Genomic DNA, 2,417 nt, shown 5'->3' on the forward strand with positions numbered 1-2,417 from the left:
AAGCAGCCGTCGACGTCAGCTACTACCACGTGACCGGCCGCGACGCCGTCTCGATCCCCATCGGCGCACCGGTGTGGAACACACGCTTGTACGTGCTCGACTCCTCGTTGCGACCGGCTCCCATCGGGGCTCCCGGCGAGCTGTATCTGGCCGGCGTGCAACTCGCTCGTGGGTACGTCGGTCGCGGCGACCTCACAGCGGATCGCTTCGTCGCGGATCCGTTCGGCGAGCCCGGCGAGAGGCTCTATCGCACAGGCGATCTGGTGCGCTGGCGCGCCGACGGCGAACTCGAGTACATCGGCCGAACGGACTTCCAGGTCAAGCTGCGCGGCCTGCGCATCGAACTACCCGAGATCGAATCGGTTCTCCTTCGATCCGAGTCGGTCGCACAGGCGGTCGCGTTGGTGCACAAGGACCCGAACACCGGTGAGACCCTCGTGGCCTACGTGGTCGGTGCACCCGGCTCCGCCGTCGACCCCGCACAGCTGACGGCCGAGGCCGCGCGCCGCCTGCCGGGGTACATGGTGCCCTCACACGTGGTGGTACTGGACTCGCTGCCGGTCAACGCCAGCGGCAAACTCGATCGCAAGGCATTGCCTGCGCCGGAATTCACCGTCGCCGCGTCGGAGTTCTTCGGCCCGGAGAACCCGGTAGAAGAGATCGTCGCCGGTGTCTTCGGTGATCTACTCGGTATCGCTCAGGTCAGTGTCACGTCGAGTTTCTTCGAGATCGGTGGCAACTCGCTGATCGCGATGCGTTTGGTCGCGCGCGTCAACGCGGCCCTCGGAACGGACATCGGCATCAGGGATCTGTTCGACGCCCCCACGGTGCGAGCGTTGTCTGCAGGCATCGACATCGGCGAGCACGACGCTGCGGCTGCCCCTCGACTGGTCCCGCAGGAGCGCCCGGATGTGGTGCCGCTGTCGCTCGCGCAGCAGCGAATGTGGTTCATCAATCAGTACGACACCGAGTCGGCTGCCTACAACGTGGCATTCGCCATGCGCCTGAGTGGTGTGCTCGATGTCGACGCGATGCACTCGGCCATCGGTGACGTGTTGAGCCGGCACGAGTCGCTGCGCACGATGTTCCCGCTGACCGACGACGTTCCCGCGCAGTCCATCCTCGACGTGGCATCGGCACTGCCGGATCTGACTCCGATTCACGCGAACGACGAGCGTCACGTCCTCGAATTGATCGCCGACGTCGCCGGCTCGGGTTTCGACGTCGTGGCGGATGTTCCGCTGCGGGTCCGACTGGTTCGGGTGCGCGAGAACGAGCACGTGCTCGTGATGGTGGTGCACCACATCTCCTCCGACGGGTTCTCCAGCGCTCCGCTGGCCCGTGACTTGATGGTGTCCTACAGCGCCCGCGCCGCAGGACACGCACCGAGCCAGGAACCGTTGCCGGTGCAGTACGCCGATTACGCGCTGTGGCAGCGCCGGTTCCTCGGTGCGGAGTCCGATCCCGAGTCGATGATGGCCAAGCAGCTCGCCTACTGGGTCGACACACTGTCCGGCAGCCCCGAGGTCCTGGCGTTGCCGACCGATCGCCCGCGTCCCGCGGTCGCATCCCTGCGTGGCGACAGCGTCTCCTTCGAGATCGACGCCGCAATCCATGCTCGTCTTGCTGCTGTTGCCGCCGAGCACAATTCCAGCGCGTTCATGATCGTGCACGCGGCTCTGGCCGTCCTTCTGGCCCGACTCTCGGGCACCGAGGACATCTCGGTCGGCACGCCGATCTCGGGCCGAGGAGACGCCGCACTCGACGAGCTCGTCGGCATGTTCGTCAACACCCTCGTTCTGCGCACCCAGGTGCCCGGCTCGACACGGTTCGAGGACCTGCTCTCGGAGGTTCGCTCGGTCGACCTCGCCGCGTTCACTCATTCGGATGTCCCGTTCGAGCGAGTGGTCGATGCGGTCGATCCCGCGAGGTCGACTGCCCATGCGCCGTTGTTCCAGGTGATGCTCGAGTTCCAGCAGACCGACCGACCGACGGTGACCTTGCCCGGACTCTCGATCGAGAGCATCGAGCTACCCAACGACATTTCCAACTTCGACCTGCAGTTGACGGTCTCCGAGGAATTCGACAGTTCCGGCGCACCGGTCGGCATGAAAGCCGGATTCCGCTACGCCACAGAACTGTTCGATGCAGACACCGTTCGGGTTCTCGCCGATCGCCTCGTACGGATCCTCGACGCCGTGACGTCAACTCCGTCCATCCGAGTCGGTGACATCGAGATTCTGTCTGCCAACGAGTACGACTCGTTGGCTCCGGTTCGTGGTCCGCGGTCTGTGGTGGGTGTGGTGTTGCCGGAGTTGTTGGCTGGTGCGGTGGGTGTTGCTGGTGTCGGTGGTGTTGCGGTGGTGTCGGGGTCGCGGTCTGTTTCGTATGGTGAGTTGGATGCGGCGTCGTCGCGG

The 2,417-nt window shown here is 65.3% G+C and carries 1 protein-coding gene; it reads left to right on the top strand.

Translation table 11 applies throughout. The annotated features are described in order from the left end of the window. Nucleotides 1-2,417, top strand: a 2,417-nt coding sequence (locus tag A2J02_RS18125) for a condensation domain-containing protein (protein WP_156516281.1), incomplete at both ends; no start/stop codon positions are given.

Source organism: Rhodococcus sp. EPR-147 (assembly GCF_001647185.1).
In the GTDB taxonomy this organism is placed as follows: Bacteria; Actinomycetota; Actinomycetes; order Mycobacteriales; family Mycobacteriaceae; genus Rhodococcoides.